Origin of the sequence: Mesorhizobium sp. M0208 (assembly GCF_040322015.1) — a bacterium.
In the GTDB taxonomy this organism is placed as follows: Bacteria; Pseudomonadota; Alphaproteobacteria; order Rhizobiales; family Rhizobiaceae; genus Mesorhizobium.
Map to the genome: position 1 here is coordinate 82,216 of NZ_JAMYSP010000013.1, position 22,279 is coordinate 104,494.

Annotated in this window: 21 protein-coding genes; 12 read left to right on the forward strand and 9 right to left on the reverse strand. The window is 62.2% G+C overall.

Going from position 1 to position 22,279, the window contains the following annotated elements; all coding sequences use genetic code 11:
• The first annotated feature begins 165 nt into the window (after positions 1 to 165).
• From dusB to hflX, 8 genes are all read left to right on the forward strand, one after another.
• Positions 166 to 1,194 (forward strand): tRNA dihydrouridine synthase DusB, encoded by a 1,029-nt coding sequence (gene dusB / locus NKJ17_RS15440; RefSeq protein ID WP_352689294.1) that lies wholly within the window; start codon positions 166 to 168, stop codon positions 1,192 to 1,194.
• The gene (locus NKJ17_RS15445) at positions 1,191 to 2,333 is read left to right on the forward strand and encodes a two-component system sensor histidine kinase NtrB (protein WP_352507408.1); all 1,143 of its coding nucleotides are present in this window, start codon (positions 1,191 to 1,193) and stop codon (positions 2,331 to 2,333) included. The genes dusB and NKJ17_RS15445 overlap by 4 nt, the downstream gene beginning before the upstream one ends.
• The gene (ntrC, locus tag NKJ17_RS15450) at positions 2,330 to 3,790 is read left to right on the forward strand and encodes a nitrogen regulation protein NR(I) (RefSeq protein ID WP_254817199.1); all 1,461 of its coding nucleotides are present in this window, start codon (positions 2,330 to 2,332) and stop codon (positions 3,788 to 3,790) included. Before NKJ17_RS15445 ends, ntrC begins: the two co-directional genes overlap by 4 nt.
• Positions 3,791 to 3,918: 128 nt before the next feature.
• The gene (locus NKJ17_RS15455) at positions 3,919 to 6,213 is read left to right on the forward strand and encodes a sensor histidine kinase NtrY-like (RefSeq protein ID WP_352689296.1); all 2,295 of its coding nucleotides are present in this window, start codon (positions 3,919 to 3,921) and stop codon (positions 6,211 to 6,213) included.
• Positions 6,203 to 7,564, forward strand: coding sequence for a nitrogen assimilation response regulator NtrX (gene ntrX, locus NKJ17_RS15460; protein ID WP_352689297.1), 1,362 nt, complete (start codon positions 6,203 to 6,205; stop codon positions 7,562 to 7,564). The genes NKJ17_RS15455 and ntrX overlap by 11 nt, the downstream gene beginning before the upstream one ends.
• Positions 7,565 to 7,654: 90 nt before the next feature.
• Positions 7,655 to 8,518 carry a D-amino-acid transaminase gene (locus NKJ17_RS15465; protein ID WP_352689299.1) on the forward strand — a complete coding sequence of 288 codons (864 nt, stop codon included), beginning with the start codon at positions 7,655 to 7,657 and terminating at the stop codon, positions 8,516 to 8,518.
• 145 nt (positions 8,519 to 8,663) lie between these two features.
• Positions 8,664 to 8,909, forward strand: a complete 246-nt coding sequence (gene hfq, locus NKJ17_RS15470) for an RNA chaperone Hfq (protein WP_006202172.1) — start codon at positions 8,664 to 8,666, stop codon at positions 8,907 to 8,909.
• Positions 8,910 to 10,301, forward strand: a complete 1,392-nt coding sequence (gene hflX / locus NKJ17_RS15475) for a GTPase HflX (RefSeq protein ID WP_352689300.1) — start codon at positions 8,910 to 8,912, stop codon at positions 10,299 to 10,301.
• 6 nt (positions 10,302 to 10,307) lie between these two features.
• On the opposite strand, the gene mazG is transcribed toward hflX, so the two are convergent.
• Entirely contained in the window at positions 10,308 to 11,132 is an 825-nt protein-coding gene (mazG, locus tag NKJ17_RS15480) for a nucleoside triphosphate pyrophosphohydrolase (protein ID WP_352689302.1), read from the reverse strand.
• A gap of 136 nt (positions 11,133 to 11,268) precedes the next feature.
• Entirely contained in the window at positions 11,269 to 12,453 is a 1,185-nt protein-coding gene (locus tag NKJ17_RS15485; RefSeq protein WP_352689304.1) for an amino acid aminotransferase, read from the reverse strand.
• 211 nt (positions 12,454 to 12,664) lie between these two features.
• Between NKJ17_RS15485 and NKJ17_RS15490 the strand changes: the two genes are divergently transcribed.
• Genes NKJ17_RS15490 through NKJ17_RS15505 form a run of 4 tightly spaced genes read left to right on the forward strand, consistent with a single transcriptional unit; the run spans position 12,665 to position 15,287 of the window.
• Positions 12,665 to 13,195, forward strand: a complete 531-nt coding sequence (locus NKJ17_RS15490) for a sigma-70 family RNA polymerase sigma factor (protein ID WP_352876799.1) — start codon at positions 12,665 to 12,667, stop codon at positions 13,193 to 13,195.
• Positions 13,195 to 13,968, forward strand: a complete 774-nt coding sequence (locus NKJ17_RS15495) for an anti-sigma factor family protein (RefSeq protein WP_352689305.1) — start codon at positions 13,195 to 13,197, stop codon at positions 13,966 to 13,968. Before NKJ17_RS15490 ends, NKJ17_RS15495 begins: the two co-directional genes overlap by 1 nt.
• Positions 13,969 to 13,992: 24 nt before the next feature.
• A complete protein-coding gene (locus NKJ17_RS15500; RefSeq protein ID WP_254817208.1) occupies positions 13,993 to 14,700 on the forward strand; it encodes a Bax inhibitor-1/YccA family protein in 708 nt (235 codons plus the stop codon).
• A gap of 32 nt (positions 14,701 to 14,732) precedes the next feature.
• On the forward strand, positions 14,733 to 15,287 hold the full coding sequence (locus tag NKJ17_RS15505; RefSeq protein WP_352689307.1) for a DUF2076 domain-containing protein: 555 nt from the start codon (positions 14,733 to 14,735) through the stop codon (positions 15,285 to 15,287).
• A 102-nt stretch (positions 15,288 to 15,389) separates the two neighbouring features.
• On the opposite strand, the gene NKJ17_RS15510 is transcribed toward NKJ17_RS15505, so the two are convergent.
• The 7 genes from NKJ17_RS15510 to tmk form a co-directional block, all read right to left on the reverse strand.
• A complete protein-coding gene (locus NKJ17_RS15510; RefSeq protein WP_352689308.1) occupies positions 15,390 to 15,980 on the reverse strand; it encodes a hypothetical protein in 591 nt (196 codons plus the stop codon).
• A gap of 94 nt (positions 15,981 to 16,074) precedes the next feature.
• Positions 16,075 to 16,977 (reverse strand): agmatinase, encoded by a 903-nt coding sequence (locus NKJ17_RS15515; RefSeq protein WP_352689309.1) that lies wholly within the window; start codon positions 16,975 to 16,977, stop codon positions 16,075 to 16,077.
• 252 nt (positions 16,978 to 17,229) lie between these two features.
• Complete coding sequence (locus NKJ17_RS15520) at positions 17,230 to 18,048, reverse strand: MBL fold metallo-hydrolase (RefSeq protein ID WP_352478841.1); 819 nt, start codon at positions 18,046 to 18,048, stop codon at positions 17,230 to 17,232.
• A gap of 3 nt (positions 18,049 to 18,051) precedes the next feature.
• On the reverse strand, positions 18,052 to 18,846 hold the full coding sequence (locus NKJ17_RS15525) for a TatD family hydrolase (RefSeq protein ID WP_352689311.1): 795 nt from the start codon (positions 18,844 to 18,846) through the stop codon (positions 18,052 to 18,054).
• Positions 18,846 to 20,432 carry a methionine--tRNA ligase gene (metG, locus tag NKJ17_RS15530; RefSeq protein ID WP_352689351.1) on the reverse strand — a complete coding sequence of 529 codons (1,587 nt, stop codon included), beginning with the start codon at positions 20,430 to 20,432 and terminating at the stop codon, positions 18,846 to 18,848. Before metG ends, NKJ17_RS15525 begins: the two co-directional genes overlap by 1 nt.
• A 120-nt stretch (positions 20,433 to 20,552) precedes the next feature.
• On the reverse strand, positions 20,553 to 21,608 hold the full coding sequence (locus NKJ17_RS15535; protein ID WP_352689312.1) for a DNA polymerase III subunit delta': 1,056 nt from the start codon (positions 21,606 to 21,608) through the stop codon (positions 20,553 to 20,555).
• Positions 21,605 to 22,279, reverse strand: a complete 675-nt coding sequence (gene tmk / locus NKJ17_RS15540) for a dTMP kinase (RefSeq protein ID WP_352689313.1) — start codon at positions 22,277 to 22,279, stop codon at positions 21,605 to 21,607. The genes NKJ17_RS15535 and tmk overlap by 4 nt, the downstream gene beginning before the upstream one ends.

Here is a 22,279-nt window from a genome sequence, read left to right on the forward strand (position 1 = left end):
GCATGATCCCGAAAAGTGGTATCGCTTTCGGAAGACCCAGGATTGATGCGGTCCGGCGATCCTTTTTTTCCCAAATGCGCCTTAATGTCACGACATTGCGCGTTGCACATTGCCGTCGTTCTGGCTAGAGAATGTGCAGCAATCGAAGATGCTTGGTTTTTGTGCATGCCTGATGTGACCAAATTGGCTTCACCGCTGGACGTGGGTGGCGTGAGAATCCACAACCGCGTGTTTCTCGCGCCGATGTCGGGCATTACCGACGAACCGTTCCGGCAGCGCGCCCATGCGCATGGCGCCGGGCTGGTAGTTTCGGAAATGGTGGCGAGCGGTGAGCTTGCAAAGGGCAGGGCTGGCTCGGGCCTGCGCATCCGTCATTCCGGGCTGCCTGTCCACATGGTCCAGCTTGCCGGCCGCGAAGCGATGCACATGGCCGAGGGCGCGCGAATCGCGGTCGGCGAAGGCGCCGACATCATCGACATCAACATGGGCTGTCCGGCCAAAAAGGTGACGGGCGGCTATGCCGGTTCGGCACTGATGCGAGACCTCGACCACGCGCTGTCGCTGATCGAAGCGGTAGTCGGCGCGGTCGACGTGCCGGTCACGGTCAAAATGCGGCTCGGCTGGGACGAAGGCGCGCTCAACGCGCCGATGCTGGCGCGACGCGCCGAGCAGGCCGGGGTGATGATGGTGACGGTGCACGGCCGCACACGTTGCCAGTTCTATCAGGGCACGGCCGACTGGCGTGCCATCGCACGTGTCAAGCAGGCCGTCTCGATCCCGGTCGTTGCCAATGGCGATGTCGGCTCGCCGGCGGAGGCAGCGTCGATCCTCGACCAGTCCGGCGCCGACGCGGTGATGATCGGCCGCGCGCACTATGGCGCGCCTTGGACGGCCGGCAGCATTGTAGCGGCCGCGCTGGCCGAGCCGGTAGCCGGCATGCCGGCCAGCCCGCAAGCGCTGGGCGACTACGTCATTGCCCATTACGAAGACATGCTGACGCTCTATGGCGTGGAAAGCGGATTGCGCCAGGCGCGCAAGCATCTCGGCTGGTATCTCGACCGCCACGCCGGCGGCACAAGCGACGACCGGCGCAAGGCCATACTCACGTCTTTCGAGCCTGGGCGTGTCATTGCGTTGCTGCGTGACATGTTTTCAACCGCTCCCGAAGCGGCGAACCTGCGGAGTGCGGCATGAACGCCACCGTCACACAGAGCACGGATATGGCGGACGCCGCGCATATTGTGCTCAACACCATTCGCCGGCCGGTGATCATGGTCGATCCGCAAGGTTTCATCACCTTCGCCAATGCCGATGCCGAGGATTTTTTCCGGTCGAGCGCCACGATGCTCGCCCGCAACACGCTGCACAAGCTCATTCCTTTCGGCAGCCCGCTGCTGACGCTTGTCGACCAGGTGCGCGAGCGCCGGGCGCCGGTCAACGAATACCGGGTCGACGTGTCGTCGCCACGTCTCGGCATCGAGAAGGTGGTCGACCTCTACGTCGCACCAGTGACGGAATTTCCAGGCTCGGTCGTGGTGATGTTCCAGGAACGCTCAATGGCCGACAAGATCGACCGGCAGATGACGCATCGCGGCGCGGCACGCTCGGTTACCGGCCTCGCCGCGATGCTTGCCCATGAGATCAAGAACCCGCTGTCCGGCATTCGTGGAGCCGCGCAGCTGCTTGAACTGTCGGCGTCCGACGAGGATCGCGCACTGACCAGGCTGATCACCGACGAGACCGACCGCATTGTCTCGCTGGTCGACCGCATGGAGGTGTTTTCGGACGAGCGGCCGATCGACCGCTACCCTGTCAACATCCATGTCGTGCTCGACCATGTCAAAGCAATCGCCAAGAACGGTTTTGCCAAGCGGATCAAGATATTAGAGGATTATGATCCATCATTGCCTCCGGTCTTTGCCAATCGCGACCAGCTCATCCAGGTGTTTCTCAATCTGGTAAAAAATGCCGCCGAGGCGATCGGCAGCGATCCGCAGGGCGAGATCATGCTGTCGACCGCCTTCCGCCCGGGCATCCGTGTTTCCGTGCCCGGAACGCAGGACCGCGTGTCGCTGCCATTGGAATTCTGCGTGCGTGACAACGGTTCGGGTGTCTCCGAAGATATCCTGCCGATCCTGTTCGATCCCTTCATCACCACCAAGCCGAACGGCTCCGGTCTCGGTCTGGCGCTGGTCGCAAAGATCGTCGGCGAGCATGGCGGCATCATTGAATGCGAATCGACCCCGCGCGGCACCACTTTCCGCATCCTGATGCCGGCGTGGAAAGAAACCCAGTTTGGCACGGAAGACGACGGTGAAGGAGACCGCAAATGACCGTTCGCGGCAATATTCTCGTCGCCGACGACGATGCGGCCATCCGCACTGTCCTCAACCAGGCGCTTTCGCGCGTCGGCCACGACGTGCGTGTCACCTCCAACGCTTCGACGCTGTGGCGCTGGGTTGCGGCGGGCGAGGGCGATCTGGTTATCACCGATGTTGTCATGCCTGACGAGAACGCCTTCGACATGCTGCCGCGCATCAAGAAGGCGCGACCGGAACTGCCGGTCATCGTCATGAGCGCGCAGAACACGTTCATGACAGCAATTCGTGCCTCCGAAACCGGGGCCTACGAGTATCTTCCGAAACCGTTCGACCTGACGGAGCTGCTCAACATCGTCAACCGCGCTCTTTCCGAGCCGCGGCGGCCGAAGATCGATACGCGGGCCGACGAGCCGCCGGAAACGATGCCGCTGGTCGGCCGCTCGGCGGCCATGCAGGACATCTACCGCATGCTGGCGCGCATGATGCAGACCGACCTGACGGTCATGATCAGCGGCGAGTCGGGTACCGGCAAGGAACTGGTGGCGCGCGCGCTGCATGAATACGGCCGCCGCCGAGGCGGTCCCTTCGTCGCCATCAACATGGCGGCGATCCCGCGCGACCTGATCGAATCGGAATTGTTCGGGCACGAGAAGGGTGCCTTTACCGGCGCGCAGAACCGCTCCACCGGCCGTTTCGAGCAGGCCGAAGGCGGCACGCTCTTCCTCGACGAGATCGGTGATATGCCGATGGAAGCGCAGACGCGGCTGCTGCGTGTGTTGCAGCAGGGCGAATACACCACGGTCGGCGGCCGCACGCCGATCAAGACCGACGTGCGCATCGTCGCTGCCACCAACAAGGACCTGCGCACACTGATCAATCAGGGGCTTTTCCGCGAGGACCTGTTCTACCGCTTGAACGTTGTGCCGCTCAGGTTGCCGGCGCTGCGCGAGCGGTCGGAGGACATTCCGGACCTCGTCCGCCACTTCTTCAAGCTCGGCGTCAGTGAAGGCTTGCAGACCAAGCGCATTTCCACCGGCGGCATCGAGCTGATGAAGCGCTACCCATGGCCCGGTAATGTGCGCGAACTCGAAAACCTCATTCGCAGGCTGGCCGCACTGTATTCGCAGGACGAGATTTCCGCCGAGATCATCGAGGCGGAGTTGAAGACCGGCGAAAGGCCTGTCGTTCCAGGTGGCGGCAACCTCATTCCCGACGACCTTTCCATCGGCCAGGCGGTGGAGCATTTCCTGCAACGCTATTTTGCCTCGTTTGCCGGCGACCTGCCCCCGGCCGGGCTCTATCAGCGAATCCTCTCCGAGGTCGAATATCCGCTGGTCCTCGCCTCGATGACCGCAACGCGCGGTAACCAGATCAAGGCTGCCGAATTGCTGGGGCTCAACCGCAACACGCTGCGCAAGAAGATTCGCGAACTCGGCGTCAACGTCTACAAATCGTCCAGGCAGGTCTAGACGAATCCCTTTACGAGCGCTTTCCAGGGGATCGATTGCCGAAAGATTTCCGTCTCGGCCACACTTGTTGCATAATCGCCACAATGCGTTGCATACATCCGACGCAATCACTGGCTCTAGACGGCGACATGGCCCTGCACGCACCGACACTGAGCAAATCGCTTTTCAGCAATACGGGCGCGCGAGACGGTCGCCGGCTGCTTGCGCTGCCGGGCGTGATCGCCATTGCCGGTGCGCTGGTGACGGCAGCGATCTCCTTCGCCATTCTGGTCGGCGCGACGCCGATCACACCCGACGCGAGGACGACGCTGGCGCTGATTGCACTTAATGCGGCGTTCGTCCTGTTTCTGATCTTGCTGGTCGGCCGCGAGGTGCACCGCATCCTGATGGCACGACGACATGGCAAGGCTGCGTCGCGCCTGCATGTGCGCATAGTAGCGATGTTTGCCCTGGTCGCCGCCATCCCCGCGATCATGGTGGCGATCATCGCGTCGATCACGCTCGACATCGGCCTCGACCGCTGGTTCGAGATCCGCACCAAGACGATCGTCAATTCGTCGTTGTCGATCGCTGACGCCTATGTGCAGGAAAACGCGCGAAATCTTCAGGGCACGACGTTGTCGATGGCTTACGACCTCGACGCTTCGCGCACGCTTTACGGCCTCGATCGTACCGGTTTCCTCGACCTCATGAACAAGGAGGCGGTGGGTCGCTCGCTGGCGCACGCAGCACTCATCAAGCCCGATGGTTCCTTCGTCATGAGCGCCAAGACCGACGCGGACTTTGCCATGCCAGAGCCGCCTGAGGGCGCCGTGGCAAGCGCTGCAGACGGCAAGCCGGTGCTGATAGAACCGCGCACCCGTAACATCATGGGTGCCATCGTCAAGCTGCGCGAGATCGACGGCCTCTATCTTTACACCATCCGCCTCGTCGATCCCGAGGTGATCAAGGCGCGGCAGATCGTCAAATCCAACACAGCCGAATATCGCGGTCTCGAAGACAATCGCCGCACCTCGCAAGTGGCTTTCGCGCTTCCCTATTTGTCGCTGACGCTGATCATTATCCTGTCCGCCATCTGGACCGGCATTGCGGTGGCCGACCGCCTGGTGCGGCCGATTCGTCAGCTCATCGGCGCCGCCGACGAGGTCGCTACCGGCAATCTCGACGTAGCCGTGCCTGTCCGCCCCTCCGACGGTGACGTCGCCTCGCTCGGCGACACCTTCAACAAGATGCTGATGGAGCTGAAATCGCAGCGCAACGAGATCCTGTCGGCCAAGGATTTGATCGACGAGCGGCGGCGCTTTTCGGAGGCGGTGCTTGCCGGCGTCACCGCCGGGGTCATCGGCGTCGATCCATATGGCATCGTCACCATCGTCAACCGTTCGGCCGAAACGATGCTGGCCATATCCGCTCCGGCAGCGCTTGGGCAGAACCTTTCCGCGGTGCTGCCGCATGTCGGCCGCGTTTTCGAGATCGGCCGCAAATCGGGCAAGCCGGTCTATCGCGAACAGGTCACCTTCTATCGTGCCGGCACCGAACGGACCTTCAACGTGCAGATCACTATTGAAGCCGGCGACGACGGTTCGGAGGATTCGGAGGATAAGTCCTACGTCGTGACAGTCGACGACATTACCGATCTGGTCCAGGCACAGCGTTCCTCTGCATGGGCCGACGTGGCGCGGCGCATCGCCCACGAGATCAAGAACCCGCTGACGCCGATCCAGCTTTCGGCCGAGCGCATCAAGCGCCGTTACGGCAAGGTCATCACCGAGGACCGTGAGGTTTTCGATCAATGCACCGACACCATCATCCGGCAAGTGGAGGACATCGGCCGCATGGTCGACGAGTTCTCGGCGTTCGCCCGCATGCCGAAACCGGAAATGAAGGCAATCGATCTGCGCGATTCGTTGCGCGAGGCCTCGTTCCTGGTCGAAGTAAGCCGCGCCGACATCACCTTCGAGCGCGTCTTCGGCAATGAGCCGCTCAAAGGCACGTTCGACAGCCGCCTGATGGCGCAGGCGTTCGGCAACGTCATCAAGAATGCTGCCGAAGCCATCGACGGACTTGATGCAGAGGATCGTCCGCACGGCATAATCCGGATTCAAGCCGGGCGTCAGAATGGCGCGATTCGAATCGACGTCATCGACAACGGCAGGGGCTTGCCGCGCGAAAACCGGCAGCGCTTGCTCGAGCCTTACATGACGACACGCGAGAAAGGCACCGGGCTTGGCCTCGCTATCGTCAAGAAGATCGTGGAGGACCATGGCGGGCGACTCGAATTGCACGATGCACCAGCGGACTTCCACGATGGGCGGGGTGCAATGATCAGCATCATCCTGCCGGTTGCCGCCACAGTTCCGATACGCGGCGAGGGCAAGACAGAACACGAAAAAGAAACTGAAAAGGTCGGTAATGGCGTCTGATATTCTCATCGTCGATGACGAGGAAGACATCCGCGAACTCGTCGCCGGTATCCTGAGCGACGAAGGTCACGAAACACGCACGGCGTTTGACGCCGACAGCGCGCTGGCGGCGGTCGCCGACCGAGCACCCCGGCTGATCTTCCTCGACATCTGGCTGCAGGGCTCGCGGCTCGATGGCCTCGCTCTGCTGGACGAGATCAAGACGATGCACCCGAACCTGCCGGTGGTGATGATCTCGGGCCACGGCAATATCGAAACGGCGGTCTCGGCCATCCGCCGCGGCGCCTATGATTTTATTGAAAAGCCGTTCAAGGCCGACAGGCTGATCCTTATTGCCGAACGGGCGCTTGAAACGTCCAAATTGAGACGCGAGGTTTCGGATCTCAAGTTGCGCAGCGGCGAGACTTTCGACCTCATCGGCATGTCGTCCGCAATGAGCCAATTGCGCCAGACCATCGAGCGCGTCGCGCCGACCAACAGCCGCGTCATGATTATCGGCCCCTCCGGCTCGGGCAAGGAACTGGCGGCGCGCGCCATCCACGCATTGTCGGCGCGCAAGAGTTCACCTTTTGTGACGCTGAGCGCCGCCAACATCACGCCTGAGCGTATGGAGATCGAGCTGTTCGGCACCGAATCGAACGGCGTCGAACGCAAGGTCGGCGCGCTGGAGGAAGCCCATCGCGGCATTCTCTACATCGATGAAGTGGCCGACATGCCGCGCGAGACGCAAAACAAGATCCTGCGCGTGCTGGTCGAACAGCAGTTCGAGCGGGTAGGGGGCACCAAGCGGGTCAAGGTCGACGTGCGCATCATCTCGTCGACCTCGCAGAACCTCGAAGCCATGATCGCCGACGGCCGTTTCCGTGAGGACCTTTATCATCGCCTGGCCGTGGTTCCGGTCATGGTGCCGGGACTGGCCGAGCGTCGCGAGGACATTCCTTATCTGGTCGACAATTTCATGAAGCAGATCGCTCGCCAGGCCGGCATCAAGCCGCGTCGCATCGGCGACGACGCGCTGGCGGTGCTGCAGGCGCACAACTGGCCGGGCAACGTTCGGCAGTTGCGAAACAATGTTGAGCGTCTGATGATCCTGGCGCGTGGCGACGATGTCGATGCGCCGATCACCGCCGACCTCTTGCCTGCCGAGATCGGCGACGTCATGCCGCGCACTCCAAACAAGTCCGATCAGCACATAATGGCGCTGCCGCTGCGTGAAGCACGCGAACAATTCGAAAAGGATTATCTGATCGCCCAGATCAACCGTTTTGGCGGCAACATCTCGAAGACGGCAGAGTTTATCGGCATGGAACGCTCTGCATTGCACCGCAAGCTGAAGTCGCTGGGCGTCTGACAGCCAAACCAGTCGTGGCCCACGCAATTATCGGTTACTGCGGTCCTTGGAATCGCATAAGAAAGCTGGGACTTCTTCCAGGGATTTGCCATGCCGCGCATTGCCTATGTTAACGGGCGCTATGTCGCTCACGCCGAAGCTTCGGTGCATATCGAAGACCGTGGCTATCAATTCGCCGATGGCGTCTACGAGGTCTGCGAGGTGGCACGAGGCTTCATCGTCGACATGCCGCGCCATCTCGCTCGATTGAACCGCTCACTTACCGAACTCTCGATCGATTGGCCGATCACGCGCGGCGTGCTGCCGCTCGTCATGCGTGAGGTGGTGCGCCGCAACCATGTCGTCGACGGTCTGATCTACGTCCAGGTGACACGCGGCGTCGCCAGCCGCGAGTTTTTCTTCCCGCCGGCGGGCACGAAGCCGTCACTGGTGGTGATCGCCAAAAAAGCCGATCCTGCAGTTGCCGCGAAGCGGGCCGAGAGCGGGATCCGGGTCATCACGGTGCCGGAGAACCGATGGGATCGGGTCGATATCAAGTCGGTCGGCCTGCTGCCGAACGTGCTGGCCAAGCAGAAAGCCAAGGAAGCCGGCGCTCAGGAGGCCTGGTTCGTTGATGTTGACGGTACCGTCAAGGAAGGTGGATCGTCGAACGCGTGGATCATCACCAGGGACGGCGTGCTGGTGACACGGCCCGCCGAGCACGGCATCCTGCGCGGCATCACCCGCACGACACTGTTCGATGTCGCCGCCAAGCTTGGCCTGAAGATTGAGGAGCGCGGCTTTTCGGTTGCCGAAGCCAAGGCCGCGCGCGAGGTTTTCATCAGTTCTGCAACCACGATTGCCATGCCGGTGGTGGCGATCGATGGCGCTCCCGTCGCCAACGGCCACCCGGGCTCGATAACAGTTTCATTACGGCAGGCCTTTTTTGACGTTGCGGAAAAAAGTCCAGCCTGATAACCGCACAGATGGAATGAACATCAATATATCTCGTTCTGCTTGTCGTTACTGACGGCAAGATGGTGTTTGCGTGCTTGACATGTGCCGGCTAATTTGGCGCATTGGCCTGCAAACCGAAGGGGATCGGCGAAAGACAAGAACAATGGCGGAACGATCGCAAAATCTTCAGGACCTGTTCCTGAATTCAGTTCGCAAGAGCAAAAACCCACTCACCATCTTTCTCATCAACGGCGTGAAGCTGACCGGCGTGGTCACTTCGTTCGATAATTTCTGCGTTCTGCTGCGTCGCGACGGCCATTCCCAGCTTGTCTACAAGCACGCTATTTCCACGATCATGCCGAGCCAGCCGGTTCAGATGTTCGATGGTGAGGAAAGCCAGGGCGCCTGATTGGCACGTGAGAAAGACGCGGACCGCAGCGTTCGCGGAAAACCAGCACATCAGACCGGGACAGAGGCGAACGGTCCGACCCGGGCGGTCGTCATCGTGCCGGTGCTTACCCGGCAGCCGCGTGGCGACGACGATACCAATCGTCCGCGCCTGACCCGTTCCGCCGAGGCCCGTCGCGACGAGGCGGTCGGCCTCGCCAGCGCCATCGACCTTGACCTGGTCCACACGGCGGTGGTGACCGTCAACGATCCACGTCCGGCGACCCTGCTCGGCAGCGGCAAGGTCGCGGAGTTCGCCGAGATCGTCAAAGAGGGCCACGCGGAAGTGGTTATTGTCGATCATCCGCTGACCCCGGTACAGCAGCGCAACCTCGAAAAAGAGTTGAACGCCAAGGTGCTCGACCGCACCGGGCTGATCCTGGAGATTTTCGGCGAGCGCGCCCGCACCAAAGAAGGCACGCTGCAGGTCGACCTTGCCCATCTCAACTACCAGAAGGGCCGGCTTGTCCGAAGCTGGACCCACCTCGAGCGCCAGCGCGGCGGCGCCGGCTTTCTCGGCGGTCCTGGCGAGACCCAGATCGAGTCGGATCGGCGTGTGCTGCAGGACAAGATCACCAAGCTGAAGCACGAGCTCGAAACCGTGCGCCGCACCCGCGACCTGCACCGCGCCAAGCGCAAGAAGGTGCCATTTCCGGTGGTGGCGATCGTCGGCTACACCAATGCCGGCAAGTCGACGCTGTTCAACCGGCTAACCGGAGCAGGGGTGTTGGCCGAAGACATGCTGTTTGCCACGCTCGACCCGACGCTGCGCCGCGTGCGCCTGCCGCACGGTACGCCGATCATCCTTTCCGATACGGTCGGCTTCATTTCCGACCTGCCAACGCATCTGGTCGCGGCCTTCAGGGCGACGCTGGAGGAAGTGGTCGAGGCAGACCTCGTCATTCATCTGCGCGACATCTCCGATCCCGATACGGCCGCGCAGGCCGGAGATGTCGAGCGCATCCTTGCCGATCTCGGCGTCGATGCCCGCGATAGCAAGCGAGTCATCGAAGTATGGAACAAGATCGACCGGCTCGACGAGGGCAACCGGGCGCGGCTGCTTGCTGATGGTGCTGACGGCAAGAAGGCACCGCCAATCGCCATATCGGCGGTGACCGGCGAGGGCATCGATGCGCTGAAGGCGATCATCGAGACGATGATGTCGGGCGAACTGGAGACGTTCACCGTCACGCTCAAGCCCGACCAACTCGCCGTCGTCGACTGGCTTTACCGGAACGGCGACATCGTCTTGCGTGATGACAATGAGGATGGCAGCGTGACCATCGCGCTCAAGGCCACGCACAGCGCCCGGCAGGAGATCGAAAGCCGATTGCGCCGTCAAAACAACGGGTAGGGACCTTTACTTCGCACTTTTTGCTTGCTGCCAGAGCGCTTCCATCTCGTCCAGCGTCGCCTCTTCGAGGCTGTTTCCCGACGCTTGCAGCGTCCGCTCGACATAGTGGAAGCGCGACCGGAATTTTTCGTTGGTGCCGCTGAGTGCCGCTTCGGAATCAATTCTGAGGTGCCGGCCGAGATTGACGACCGCAAACAGCATGTCGCCGAACTCATCCTTGATCGGCGCGCTGTCGCCTTTGGCCAGCGCTTCGCGCAATTCGCCGATCTCCTCCTCTATCTTTTCGAGGATCGGTGCCGCCTCGCTCCAGTCGAAGTCGACGCGGGCGGCCTTTTCCTGCAGCTTGAGCGCCCGGGTCAGCGCGGGCAGCGCGACCGGCACGCTGTCGAGAAAGCCCTTGCCATGGTCTTCCGGGTCGAGCCCACGGGTGAGGCGCGCACTGCGCTTCACCGCCTTTTCCTCTGCCTTGATCTTTTCCCACATGCCCTTGGCCATGCCGGCGCTGCGCGCCTTGTCGTCGCCGAAGACATGGGGGTGGCGGCGGATCATTTTTGTGGTGATGGCCTGGACCACATCGCCGAATGAAAATTCGCCGGCCTCCTCGGCCATTTGCGCGTGGTAGACCACTTGCAGCAGGAGATCGCCGAGCTCATCCCGCAGATCGTCGAGGTCGCCGCGCGCAATGGCGTCCGCCACTTCGTAGGCTTCCTCGATCGTGTATGGCGCGATTGTCGAAAAGTCCTGCTCGATATCCCACGGGCAACCGGTTTCCGGCGCCCGCAGCGCTGCCATGATCTCGATCAGCCGGGAAATATCTTTCGAGGGTTTCATCTGGGAAACGCTATCCTGTACACGGCTGTGCGGCCAACGGCTTCAGCCGGTGAGGGCGCCTTGTCCACAGATGGGTCGCCAGACCATGATACGAAAGTGGAAGCCGGTTTCCGGAAGATCCTAGTTAGCAAAAGCATCAGTCGAGCACGGAGACGATCGCCTTGGCGAGCGCATCCATGCCGTCCTCGGGCAGCCCGGCAACGTTGATGCGGCTGTCGCCGACCATGTAGATGCCATGCTCGGCGCGCAGCCGCTCGACTTGCTCTTCCGACAGGCCGAGCCGGGAAAACATGCCGCGATGGCTGGCGACGAAATCGAAACGGTCGGAGTTGGACTGCCGCCGCAGCGCCTCGGCGAACTGGACGCGCAGCCGCAGCATGCGCAGCCGCATCTCTTCAAGCTCTGCCTCCCAATCGGAACGCAATGCGGAGTCTTCGAGCACGATGCGCACCGCCGCCGCGCCGTGGTCCGGCGGCATCGAATACATGGCACGTGCCGCCGACAGCATCTGGCCCATCGCCAAATCCGCCTGCGCGCCGTCTTTCGCCATGATCAGCGCTGCACCGACTCGGTCGCGATAGACGGCAAAGTTCTTCGAGCAGCTCGAGGCAACGACCATTTCCGGAACTTTTGCCGCCAGAAGGCGCAAGCCGGCGGCATCCGCATCAAGCCCGTCGCCAAAGCCCTGATAGGCGATGTCGACAAAAGGCAGCAGACCACGCTCAACGACAAGATCGGCAATGGCAGCCCATTGCGGGATGTCTAGATTGGCGCCCGTCGGGTTATGGCAACAGCCATGCAACAATACGACGTCGCCAGGATTCGCGGTTCTCAATGCATTCAGCATGTCGTCGAAGCGAACCGCACCAGAAGCAGCGTCGAAATAGGGATATTCGCGTGTCTGCAGGCCAGCGGCGCGCATGACCGGCGTGTGGTTCGGCCATGTCGGATCCGACAGCCAGACCATCGCGTCGGTGCGGGTCCTTTTCAGCAGCTCTGCCACCAGCCGCAGCGCGCCGGAGCCGCCAGGCGCCTGTGCCGCACAAATGCGTGTCATGTCGGCGGCTGGGCCGAACACCAACCTGGCCAGCGCCGCGTTGAAGGCGGTATCCCCGGCGAGGCCGAGATAGGTCTTGGTATCCTGGCCCTGCAGCAACCGCTTTTCGGCTTCGCGCACCGCGCGCATCACCGGCGTCTTGCCGTCGCGATCCTTATAGACGCCGACCCCGAGATCGACCTTGTCGGGACGCGGGTCGGCGCGATAGAGGCCGATCAAGGCCAGGATCTTGTCGGCAGGCGCGGGCTGGAGATTTTCGAACATCGATAAGTTTCCGTTGGCGGCGGAGTGATACGCAAACCGGCCGTGCTTTGCCAGCAGTTTCATATGCGCCAACGCGGCGTCGGTTTGCCTCGAGGGCGGCCGATACTATCTGCCGGGCGAGGGCAGGCGCGATATCTCCCAGAGAGAGCGCGGCGAGCCGAAAAATTCGGGCGAGCGGGATTAAAATTCCGACCTGCTCCGTAAACAGGACATGAAACGGCCGATGCCACGCTTCGACATTCTGGGACAGCTCGGTTCACTGCGCCGCTATGCACGCTCGCTGACACGCGACAGCGCCGATGCAGAGGATCTGGTGCATGATGCGCTGGTGCGTGCCTATGAGCGACGCGGCAGCTTCCGCTCCGGCGGAAACCTTCGCGTATGGCTGCTGTCGATCGTCCACAACGCGTTCATCGACGGCTTGCGATCCCGCAAATCCGAAGCAATGCGCATCGAACAGGCCGGCTATCTCGCCGAGGCCAGCGTCCAGGCTGCGCAGGAACATTCGGTCCGTCTGGCACAGGTGCGCGACGCTTTTTTCACATTGCCGGAAGAGCAACGTTGCGCGCTGCATCTCGTCGCCATCGAGGGGCTCAGCTACAGCGAGGCGGCCGAGGTTAGCGGCGTGCCGCTTGGCACGCTGATGTCGCGCATCGGCAGGGCACGTGCGGCACTCCGCGAGATGGAGGACGCGGCACCGGCACGGGCGAAAGGCCATCTGAAGATCGTCGGAGGTCGATAATGAACCAACTGCGCGATCCCGTGACCGACACCGATCTCGACGCCTATGTCGACGATCAGCTGGACGTGGCACGCCGCATCGAGGTCGAGGCGTTCCTTTCGGCCCGCCCGGACGCGGCCGCGCGGGTGATGTCCGACCTGCGGATGCGTGACGAATTGCGCGTGGCGCTTGCCGGATCGAAAGGCATGGCGCGGCCCTCGACGGCCGAGGCCGCACGGCGGCTGGAGCGGGGATTGGCGCGCGGCCGCGTCCTTGGTGCTTTGCAGCGAGCGGCGGCAGTCGCTGTCTTCGTCGCTGCCGGCTGGCTTGCGAACGGGCTCATCGGACCGATATCGGTGACGGAAGTCGTCGCTTCGACCCATCCGCCCGCCTATGTGGAGGACGCGGTCCGGGCGCACCGCACGACGCTCGTGCGCGAGGCGATGTCGTCGCAACCCGAAGCGCCCGGCTACAATGCCGACGAAGTTCGCGCCGCGACGGCGATCATTATGCCATCGCTGCCAGCGGACTGGACGGTCCGCGACGTGCAGATCTACCCATCGCAGTTCGGCCCGAGCGTCGAGATGGCTGTCGAGACGAAAGAGATGGGGCTGGTCTCGTTGTTCGCAATCAGGCCCGGGACATTCGACGTCGTCAAGCCGACTGTCGTTCCCTCGGGCGACGTTTCCTCAGCTTATTTCCAGATCGGCGAGGTCGCCTACGCGGTCGTCGCACATAGCGACATCCAAGGCATAGATCTCACGGCCGAAGCGCTCGCCAAGACGCTTTACTGATCGACCTTCAAGAAGGAGAACCACATGAACAATCTCGGATATATCGGGGCCGGAGCCCGAGCCGGAGCCGTCTACGACGAAGGCCTGCGCCGGCACATGCTGCGCGTCTACAACTACATGGGCCTTGGCCTCGTCGTTACGGGCGTGATCGCGTTCGTGGTGGCTTCCACACCCGCGCTTTACGTGCCGATCTTCTCCACACCGCTGAAATGGGTGGTTATGCTGGCACCACTGGCTTTTGTGCTCTTGTTCTCCTTCCGGATGCAGACGATGTCGGCGGCCGGCGCCCAGGCGATGTTCTGGGCATTCTGCGCGGTCATGGGGCTGTCGCTGGCTTCCGTGTTCCTGGTCTTTACCGGCACCAGCATCGCACGCACCTTCTTCATCGCCGCCACCATGTTCGGCGCGACCAGCCTTTACGGGTACACGACCAAACGCGACCTGACGCAGTTCTCGTCGTTCCTGATCATGGGCCTGATCGGCGTGGTGATCGCCAGCATCGTCAATATCTTCCTGGGCTCGACCGCGCTCCAGTTCGCGATCTCGGTGATCGGCATCGCCGTCTTCATCGGCCTCACCGCCTGGGATACCCAGACTATCAAAGAGCAGTATGCGGAAAACTTCGGTGCGGAATCACAGCAGAAGCTCGCTGTCTTCGGTGCATTCTCGCTCTATCTGAACTTCATCAACATCTTCCAACTGCTGTTGAACTTCACCGGCGAGCGCGAATAGCCGGCGTCGGACCACGACCGGAGGCGGATATCATGGACAGAAACGATCAACAGGCGATCGGACGCCTCTTCGAGAAGTTGGCAAATGTCGAGCGCCAGGCGTCGCCGCGCGATGCGGAAGCAGAGCGCTTCATCCAGGATCAGATCGGCCAGCAGCCTGGCGCGCCATATTACATGGCCCAGACGATCGTGGTTCAGGAGCAGGCCTTGAACGCAGCTCAGGCGCGCATCGAAGAACTGGAAGAGCAGGCGCAGCAGCCCGCCGGCGGTGGACCGCTCAGCAGCTTCTTCGGCCGCAGCGGCGGCAGGCGCTCGGGCTCGGTTCCGCGGGTAGGGCGCGCCGCCTCCGTTGCAACTGAAGGGCCGCAGGACACGCCACAGCGGGCAGGCGGCGGTTTTCTTGCTGGCGCTGCGCAGACCGCGATGGGCGTGGCCGGCGGAGTGCTGCTCGGCAACGCGATCGCCGGCATGTTTGGCGGCAGCGAAGCGAAGGCAGCTGAACAGCCGACGCCGCAGCCGGACGAAGCCGATCAGGCAGGCGATGCCAGCTCCGACAATGGCGGTGACTTCGGTGATATGGAGTTCTGACGAGCGACCCAGACTGTGCCTGTGCCGGCGCTGGTGACGATTGCGGGCCAGCATAGGCGAGATGGCGAGGGCAGCATCCGGGAAGCGAGCCCTCGCCGGCGGCTAATAACCCAGGCGCTTCAGTTCAGTCTTGACCGCTGCGATCGTCTTGAAGCGGAAGTGCTTCGTTGTGCCGTCGCGCCAATGGCAGTCGCATGTGGCGTCGAACTTCCGGCTCGCTTTCAATTGAGTCAGCGCCTTCTGGCCTGGCTTGGGGCCATCGAAGATGCGAACTTCGTAGAGCGTCCCTTCGACATCGTAGTGCATCTGAGCCCAGGAAAGTATCACGATCAGTTCCTTTGCCGGGTCGTGGTCGGCGTTGGCGAGGCCGAGCGCTATGTCCGGCGTGTCGCCCTCTTGTTCACCGATCGTGACCTGGATTGTGCGATATCTGTTGTCAGCTAGCCGTTGCAGCGCGACGAGCGGGCGTTCCGGATAGTCCTCAGCGGTCTGGTAATCGACGAAGAGTGTCTGGAGGCCGCTCCAGCTCACGGCTGTGGTGTGCGGATCAGCATTGTCGGCGAACCCGACAACACGTTTGGCGAAAGCCAGGTCGTTCTCGCCTGGCGCACGATCAAAGTCCTGCGCTCGCGCGCCAGTGAGCACGCAGGCGAGGGTGAGGACGAAACTTGTGAAGAGCCCAAGTCGCTTCATGATTCGCAACCCTAGCATGCCGGTTGAGAATCTTCGCGCCTGGCCGGCAGCCGATGAAATCTTGTCTGGCCATCATGCGTGAGGAAGCCGGCTTTCAAACTTGACGGACGATGGTGCCGATTACATTGACGAGAAGGCGCGCGGCGGTCATCGCCGACAGGCCGTCAATGTCGGCGGGAGGATAGAGCTCGACAAGGTCGAATCCTGCGATCTTGGCCCGCCTGCCGAGGCCCGCGATCAGGTCGATCACTTGCGTATAGGTGAGGCCGCCGGGTGTACGCGCAGCTACGCCAGGCATGATACCGGGATCGAGGCCATCGCAGTCGAGCGTGATGACGATCCGCGCTCCTTCCGGAATGTATCGGAGAGCGGCTTCGACGCCCTGGGCGTGAACCTCGCGGGCGGTCACGAAACGGCTGCCATAGCGCCGCGCAGCTTCGATTTCGGTGATGCGTGCGCTACCGACGCCACGGATGCCGACCTGCACGATGCCGGCAACATGCTGCATCTCGCTCGCCCGGCGCATCGGGTTCGAATAGCCGTATCGTTCGCCATGCAACTCGTCGCGCCAGTCGATATGGGCGTCGATCTGCAGGATCCAGACCGGGCCGTGATCCGCAAATCCGGCGAGGAAGGGAATGGGCACGGAGTCGTCGCCGCCGAGCAGGATCGGCACGGCCGGCAATGCCAGGACCTCGCGCGTCTTCGCCTCGATCTTGGCCCGGTTGCCGGCATTGTCATGCATGGTGGTCGGGATGTTGCCGGTATCGATGCAGCAGATCGGCCTGCCGTCGAACAGCGGGCCACCAAGATCGAAATCCCAGTGCTCGATGAGCGTGGCATCGACCCGGCTTGCAGCGCGGATGGCGTCGGCTGCCAAGGCATAGCCATGACTGTCCTCGCTGGGATACGTGCTGCCGTGACCGGCTCCGAAGATCACCGCACGAGGCATGCGGCCATCGGCGAGGTGATCGGGAAAGCCGAGAAAGTGGGTCATTTGCTGGTTGTAATGCTGCGGTTCGTCAGACGCACGACAAATGTCGCATCTCTAATTTGCTCAACCGTCGCATTCCTAAAATGGCTGCTACAAGCTTCAGTCGCATAAGATAGGTTATGGAACTGAAATGGCGGATAAGAATGTGGCGTGGAAGTGGCACCAGCGAGCCGCTGGGCCGGCTTTAGAGCGAGAATTGGTTTCACGCACCTTGCGAGACCCCACTCAGAAACCCAACCGTAAAAACTCGATCCTTCACGCTGATTCGTAAGGGATTTCGATCGTCATGCCATCATAAGCAGGCTCGACGTTGGCCGGCGTCTCGGCCATTACCGTTGCGTAGTCGAGTGGCACATGCATATGCGTCAGCACCGCGTTCTTCGGCGCCAGTCTTTCGATCCAGCCAAGCGCCTGGCCAAGCGACAGATGGCTCGGATGGACGGTGTATTGCAGCGCGTCGATGACCAGCACGTCCAACCCGCGCAAGCGCTCGGCGGTCGCGTCCGGAAAGTCGCTGACATCAGGGCAATAAGCCAGCCCGCCGATGCGGAAACCCAGCGAGGTGATGTCGCCATGAAGCTGCACCAGCGGTTCGAGGGTGAGGGCGCCGCCCTCGCCCTCGATCACCACCGGCCTGTCGTGGTCGATGATATGGGCGTTCACGATCGGCGGATACGAACTGCCTTTCGGTGTTTCGAAACAGTAGCGGAACGCCTCGCGTAAGCGCAGCATGGTGGCCTGATCGGCATGGATGTCGATCCGGTGGCGCTGCTCCAGTACGAAGCCGCGCAAATCGTCGATGCCGTGGATATGGTCGGCATGCGGATGTGTATAGACCACCGCATCGATGCGCCTGACCGATGCCAGCAGCATCTGCTCGCGGAAATCCGGGCCGGTGTCGATGACGACCGTGGTCCGGACGCCATTCGCCGCGATCCGCTCGACGAGCGCTGCGGTGCGCGTGCGCCGGTTTCGGGGGTTCGCGGGATCGCAACTGCCCCAGTCGCCGGTGATGCGTGGCGTGCCCGGCGATGAGCCGCAGCCGAGGACGGTAAGACGTAACCGGTCGCTCATGCGTCAGGCGCCCGGCGCGCTCGGGCGCGGCATTTTCCTGAACAGCCGGAAGAAATTATCCGTGGTGATATCAGCGATCTCGGCCTCGCTGAAGCCGATCGTCTCGGCCAGCACCTTGGCTGTATGCGCGACATAGGCGGGCTCATTGCGCTTGCCGCGAAACGGGATCGGCGCAAGGTATGGCGCGTCGGTTTCGACCAGCAGACGGTCGCGCGGCACATCGGCGGCGACGGCGCGCAGCTCGGCGGAGTTCTTGAAGGTCAGGATACCGGAAAACGAAACGTAGCCGCCGAGCGCGACACCGATCTCGGCTAGCCTGCGCCCAGACGAAAAACAGTGCAGGATGAAGGGGAAGGCGCCCTTCCCTGTTTCTTCTTCGAGGATGTCAGCCATGTCGTCGTCGGCGTCGCGCGAATGGATGACCAGCGGCAGACCGGTCACGCGCGCCGCGGCGATGTGGGTGCGAAAGCCCTGAGCCTGTGCGTCGCGCGGCGCATGATCGTAGAAATAGTCGAGCCCGGCCTCGCCGATCGCCACCACTTTGCGATGAGCAGAGAGCCGCACCAGATCATCGACAGCGACGTCAAGCTCTTCCGCCGCATTGTGCGGATGGGTGCCCACCGAGCAATAGACCTCATCGAAAGTCTCTGCAATCTCAAGCACTTGGCTAAATCGCTTCACCCTCGTCGAGATCGTCACCATACGGCCGACGCCGGCCGCGAGGGCGCGGGCGACGATGGTCGCCCGCTCTTCGGCGAAATCCGGAAAGTCGAGATGGCAGTGACTGTCGACCAGCATCAGGCGCTTGTATCCGTTTGCTCGACATAGCGTGGAAATACTGGTTCCGGCGCCGGCAGCGCCGTACCGGACACCAGCGCATGACGTTCGGCGACATGCGCGAAGTCGCGGCTGTCCGCCGGCACTGCCAAAAGATCGAGCAGCTTTGCCGCCGAGCCTGGAATGAAGGGCTGGCACAGCAATCCGACACGCCGGATCACCTCTGCCGTCGTCCACAGCACCGTTTCCATGCGTGCCGGATCGGTCTTCTTCAGCGCCCATGGCTCCTGCCCAGCGAAATAGCGGTTGGCTTCGGCCACCACGCCAAAGATCGCCGCCAGCGCCAAATGGATGCCCTGGTCGGCCATCGTCCTGCGCGCCGTGACAAGGGCAGCATCTGCCTGATCGAGGATCGCCTTGTCGGCGTCGCTCAATTCGCCACGCTTCGGCACCACGCCGCCGCAGTTCTTGCCGATCATCGACAGCGAGCGCTGCGCCAGATTGCCAAGATCGTTGGCAAGGTCGGCATTGGTGCGGTTGACGATCGCATCATGGCTGTAGCTACCGTCCTGACCGAACGGCACTTCGCGCAGGAAGAAATAGCGCACCTGGTCGAGACCGTAGTGCTCGATCATGGCGAACGGGTCGATGACGTTGCCGACCGACTTCGACATTTTCTCGCCGCGGTTGAACAAAAAACCATGCGCGAACACGCGCTTCGGCAATTCGATGCCAGCCGACATCAGGAAAGCCGGCCAGTAGACCGCGTGAAAGCGCACGATATCCTTGCCGATGACATGAACGTTTGCAGGCCAGAAAGACCATCTCTCGCTGGCCGGATCCGGATAACCGGCAGCGGTGATGTAGTTGGTCAGTGCATCGACCCAGACATACATCACATGCTTGTCGTCGCCCGGGACCGGCACGCCCCAGTTAAACGTGGTGCGCGAGATGGACAGATCCCTGAGGCCGGATTTGACGAAGCTGACGATTTCATTGCGCCGCTCCGCTGGCCCGACGAATTCGGGGCTGTTCTCGTATAGTGCGAGCAGCCTGTCCTGATAGGCGGAAAGCCGAAAGAAGTAGCTTTCTTCTTCGGTCCATTCGACAGGCGAGCCGAGCGGTTCGCGGCGCACGCCGTCGTCGCCGACCTTGGTTTCGGCCTCATCGAAATAGGCTTCCTGCCGAACCGAATACCAGCCGCTGTAGCGGTCGAGGTAAATGTCGCCATTCTCAGCCATGCGTGTCCAGATCGCCTGGCAAGCCTTGTAGTGCCGCTCCTCGGTAGTTCGGATAAAAACGTCGTTCGAGCAGCCGGTCGCTTCGAGCATCGAACGGAAGATCGCCGAATTGCGATCGGCAAGCGCCTTCGGCGTCAGGCCTTCGGCGTCCGCCGTCTGCTGCATCTTCAAGCCGTGCTCGTCGGTCCCCGAGACGAAGAAGACGTCCTTGCCGTCGAGCCGCTGGAAGCGGGCAAGCGTGTCGCTGGCGATCACATTGTAGGCATGGCCGATATGCGGCTTTCCGTTCGGATAGAAGATCGGCGTCGTGACGTAGTATTTTTCGCGTGACATGGATGAGCCGTCATGAATGTCTGAATGAAAGATGTCGCGGTGAGATATCGCATCGAAACGGCAATTGCCATCCGACGCCAATGTGGTGGCTTCGAAGTTCCTGCGATTGATTGGGATCAATGCTCAGGGGCTTCAAAGCCACGCCAGCGGCCGTCACATTCGCATTGCAGAATTCAGGCGGTCGATCATGGTCAGGGCGTGCTGCTTTTTGTCGAGATTGTAGGTCTCGGTTTCAGATATAGCGTTCAAAGCCTCGTGCCAAGTATCCGACAGCGTTTTGGCCCGCGCGAGATCGCCGGCGAGCGCGGCCTGGCTGGCGCCGGCCGACAGCAGGTCGAGCGCGCGGCGATTGAATATCTCGAACGGGATTGCCTGGTCGCGGCCGGCGACCGCCTCGGCAAGACGGTAGGCGCCTGCGACATCTATCTTTTTGGACATCACCAGGGCATCGAGGGTCGCGGCGATTTCAAGCCCGCCATACTGCGTCAACAGGATCGCGTTGCGCGCGCTGCCCCCTGCCCGCTCCGCCAGCGCCGCGCGCGCCGCAGGATCCTCCGGTGGCGGCGGCTCGATGCCCTCCAGAACCGCCATCAAGCTCTTGGCATCGAGCGGGGCTAATCGCACCATCTGGCAGCGCGACCGGATCGTCGGCAGCAAACTGCCCGGCGCATGGACGATGAGGATGAACAAGGTGCGCGCGGGTGGCTCTTCAAGATTCTTCAGCAAAGCATTGGCAGCATTGGTGTTCATGTCGTCGGCGGGATCGACGATAACCACCCGGTAGCTGCCGTCGTGCGAGGTCAGTGACAGAAAGCGGCTGACCTTACGGATTTCGTCGACCGTGACCACTGTCTTGAAGCTCTTGGTCTTGTCATTCGCGGGGCGTGTAAGATGCAGAACCGAAGGATGTGCCCCGGTGGCGATCTGGCGAAACAGCGACGAAGCCGGATCTGGAACGGCAAGGCTTTCCAGCGCCTGCTCGAAGGCCGGGTGCTTCAACAGATGATGCGCCAGATGAAAGGCCAGCGTCGCCTTGCCTATGCCCACCGGTCCGGCAAAGATCAGTGCGTGCGGCAGCTTTCCCGAGCGGTAAGCGGTGGCGAGCATGTTGGCTGCCTGCGGGTGACCGACAAGACGCGGCGTCTCGGATGGCTCGGGCACCCCGTCCAGCGTATCGTGCTGTTCCGGCGCGATGCGTTCGAAAATCATGCCGGCGCCGCCTGCCTTCTTTGCGCCGGCATCATCCTCTCGAGAGCCGCGAAGACGATGGCGGTAAAGATATCCTCCACGGTGTCGGGGTCGGCTGACGCATCGACGACGACGCAGCGTTCGGGTTCAGCTGCGGCGATCGCGAGAAACGCCTCGCGCCGGCGTTGGTGGATGGCCAATCTTTCCTTCTCGAAGCGGTCCGGTCCGTCACTGCTCCCCCGCCGGGCGGTAGCGCGCCTCAGGCCCTCGGCGGGGTCGATATCGAAGATCAGCGTCATGTCCGGCACCATGCCGTTGATGGCGACCTTCTCCAACGCGTCCATGAATGCCGGGTCGAGGCCGCCGGTGACGCCCTGGTAGACGCGCGAAGAATCCATGAAACGATCGCAAAGCACGACCGAACCGCGCTCGACCGCCGGCCGGATGACCTGTTCGACATGGTCGGATCGCGCAGCGGCGAAAAGCAACGCTTCCATCTTGGGGCCGAACGGCTCGGCTGCGCCTGAAAGCAGGACATGCCTGACCGCCTCCGCCCCCGGCGAGCCACCCGGCTCACGCGTCACCAGCACATCGTATTTCTTGGCGCGCATCTTCTTTGCCAGCCGCTCGATCTGCGTCGACTTGCCTGCTCCTTCGCCGCCTTCAAAAGTGATGAAAAATCCGCGCGCCAA

Excerpts from the sequence above, each read along its gene's own strand:
- dusB (WP_352689294.1), top strand. The coding sequence starts at position 166 with ATGCCTGATGTGACCAAATTGGCTTCACCGCTGGACGTGGGTGGCGTG.
- NKJ17_RS15445 (WP_352507408.1), top strand. The coding sequence starts at position 1,191 with ATGAACGCCACCGTCACACAGAGCACGGATATGGCGGACGCCGCGCAT.
- ntrC (WP_254817199.1), top strand. The coding sequence starts at position 2,330 with ATGACCGTTCGCGGCAATATTCTCGTCGCCGACGACGATGCGGCCATC.
- NKJ17_RS15455 (WP_352689296.1), top strand. The coding sequence starts at position 3,919 with ATGGCCCTGCACGCACCGACACTGAGCAAATCGCTTTTCAGCAATACG.
- ntrX (WP_352689297.1), top strand. The coding sequence starts at position 6,203 with ATGGCGTCTGATATTCTCATCGTCGATGACGAGGAAGACATCCGCGAA.
- NKJ17_RS15465 (WP_352689299.1), top strand. The coding sequence starts at position 7,655 with ATGCCGCGCATTGCCTATGTTAACGGGCGCTATGTCGCTCACGCCGAA.
- hfq (WP_006202172.1), top strand. The coding sequence starts at position 8,664 with ATGGCGGAACGATCGCAAAATCTTCAGGACCTGTTCCTGAATTCAGTT.
- mazG (WP_352689302.1), bottom strand. The coding sequence starts at position 11,132 with ATGAAACCCTCGAAAGATATTTCCCGGCTGATCGAGATCATGGCAGCG.
- NKJ17_RS15485 (WP_352689304.1), bottom strand. The coding sequence starts at position 12,453 with ATGTTCGAAAATCTCCAGCCCGCGCCTGCCGACAAGATCCTGGCCTTG.
- NKJ17_RS15490 (WP_352876799.1), top strand. The coding sequence starts at position 12,665 with ATGAAACGGCCGATGCCACGCTTCGACATTCTGGGACAGCTCGGTTCA.
- NKJ17_RS15495 (WP_352689305.1), top strand. The coding sequence starts at position 13,195 with ATGAACCAACTGCGCGATCCCGTGACCGACACCGATCTCGACGCCTAT.
- NKJ17_RS15500 (WP_254817208.1), top strand. The coding sequence starts at position 13,993 with ATGAACAATCTCGGATATATCGGGGCCGGAGCCCGAGCCGGAGCCGTC.
- NKJ17_RS15505 (WP_352689307.1), top strand. The coding sequence starts at position 14,733 with ATGGACAGAAACGATCAACAGGCGATCGGACGCCTCTTCGAGAAGTTG.
- NKJ17_RS15510 (WP_352689308.1), bottom strand. The coding sequence starts at position 15,980 with ATGAAGCGACTTGGGCTCTTCACAAGTTTCGTCCTCACCCTCGCCTGC.
- NKJ17_RS15515 (WP_352689309.1), bottom strand. The coding sequence starts at position 16,977 with ATGACCCACTTTCTCGGCTTTCCCGATCACCTCGCCGATGGCCGCATG.
- NKJ17_RS15520 (WP_352478841.1), bottom strand. The coding sequence starts at position 18,048 with ATGAGCGACCGGTTACGTCTTACCGTCCTCGGCTGCGGCTCATCGCCG.
- NKJ17_RS15525 (WP_352689311.1), bottom strand. The coding sequence starts at position 18,846 with ATGCTGGTCGACAGTCACTGCCATCTCGACTTTCCGGATTTCGCCGAA.
- NKJ17_RS15535 (WP_352689312.1), bottom strand. The coding sequence starts at position 21,608 with ATGATTTTCGAACGCATCGCGCCGGAACAGCACGATACGCTGGACGGG.